This window comes from Kitasatospora putterlickiae (assembly GCF_039527695.1).
In the GTDB taxonomy this organism is placed as follows: domain Bacteria; phylum Actinomycetota; class Actinomycetes; order Streptomycetales; family Streptomycetaceae; genus Kitasatospora; species Kitasatospora putterlickiae.
In genome coordinates, this window is record NZ_BAAAKJ010000193.1 from 31239 (window position 1) to 33008 (window position 1770).

Genomic DNA, 1770 nt, shown 5'->3' on the forward strand with positions numbered 1-1770 from the left:
GCCGCCCGAGGCCCGCGCCGCCGCCAGGACGAGCGCCGGGCGCAACGCCTTCCCTGCCCCGCCGACGCGGCCCGTCCCGCCGGTGTGCCACCAGCCGAGCTGGTAGCCGCAGACGAGCCCCATCCGTGCGGGCATCTCCTGGAAGGAGGCCGCCAGCAGCGCGTCGACGGCATGTCGGGCCTGCTCCAGGAGGTGTTCGGCACGGCCTCCTTCCGGGCCGGTCGTCACGTCGGTCATCGCCACTCCTCTTCGTCCTCACCGGAGCGCGTCCCTTGACCGGGCCGCCGTACTTGCCAGGGCGGGCCGTCAGCGCTCACAGTGTCAGTACGCCCGTCCGTTCGGTGCTTCGGTACCCCTGGGGCCGTCCCTGTCTGTTGAATGTCCACCGGGCGTTGAATCTGGCACTCCATCGGCCTGCGGCCGGCGCTGGGGGGTTGGCTTGCACGCCCGAAGAACACCCAATCTGAAACTCCGCGCGCTTCTCGACGAAACCGGATGGACCGGTCAGGAACTGGCGAACATGGTCAATTCCGAAGGCGCGAGAACGGCACTGGCGATCCATTACGATCGCACCGCCGTAGCCCACTGGCTGGCCGGGACGCGCCCCCGCGAACAGGTCTGCGTGCTGATCTGCCAGGTCCTTTCCCGGGCCCTCGGCCGCACGATCCACCCCGCTCAGGCCGGGTTCGCGGAAGCGGTCGACACTCCTCCCGCGGCAAGCCCGCAGGATCGGTTGCGCGAACTCGCCGAGGACACCCCGACCGCCCTGAGGGCCCTACAACGACTTCCGTATTCACTCACGTCCGAACTGTCACTTCCGAAACAGGCGACGGGTGCGGAACCGAGGTCCGGGAGGATCGGAATCGGTCACGCCAAGGCCGCCGAATTGATGGTGGTGCTGTTCGCGAAATCGGACCTGATCTTCGGAGGGGCCCGGCTCCGGCCGGCCCTGGCGGCCCATCTGTCGACCGAGATAGCACCGTCCCTCGAATGCTCGGCGACCCCCTCCATCGCGCAGAGATTTCGCCAGGCGAGCGCGGATCTCGCCTACCTCGCGGGAACGATGTGCTTCGACGACAACCTGCACGGGGCGGCCCAGGCGTACTACCGGACGGCGGCTCAGCTGTCCTCCGGCATCGGCGATCGGCAGCGGTACTCGATGACGTTGCGCCAGATGAGCGTCCAGGCCCACTACGTGGGGCACCCGAAGCTGGCGCTGCAGTTCGCCGAGGGCGCGGGCCGGGAGATCTCCGGTGTCCAGCCGCAGTTCGCCGCCTTCGTCACGGGGCAGGAGGCGGTGGCGCTGGCCGGTGTGGGGATGCGGCAGGAGGCGTTCGCCAAGCTGGGCCGGGTGCAGCGGCTGCTGGACCGCAATGAGGCGGCCGTCTCGGTGCTCGGTGGGTACCACCCGGCCGCCTTCGCGCACCAGCAGGCCGAGGTGCTGGCAGCGGTACGGGACATTCCCGGGGCGTGCGGGGCCCTGGCCGTGTCGCTGCGTCATCGGCACCCCGAGGAACGCCGGGCCCGGATGCTGACCACCGCGCGGCTCGCCGAGCTCCAGCTCGGCCAGGGCCACCTCGAACTCGCCTGCACCACCTGGGAGGGGTTCCTCGACGACTACCCGCTGATCTCGTCGGCCCGTGGCGACTCGGCCCTGCGCGCTTTGCGGGCGGGGCTGCGCCCCTACCAACGGGAGCCGTCCGCCCGCCGCCTGCTCGCACGGGCCGCCCGGCTCTCCGCGCCCCGGACGGGCGGGCCGGCCGGCTCGGC

1 protein-coding gene and 1 pseudogene are annotated in these 1770 nt (G+C 71.1%); one reads left to right on the forward strand and one right to left on the reverse strand.

Features of this window, described 5'->3' with window-relative positions; translation table 11 throughout:
- Positions 1-237 (reverse strand): annotated as a pseudogene (locus ABD308_RS19425) (polyprenyl synthetase family protein); the annotation flags it as partial.
- 283 nt (positions 238-520) lie between these two features.
- Here ABD308_RS19425 and ABD308_RS19430 point away from each other — a divergent pair.
- Positions 521-1770: NsdA family TPR-like regulatory protein (locus tag ABD308_RS19430; protein ID WP_344336256.1), on the forward strand; the 1250-nt coding region annotated here is incomplete at its 3' end.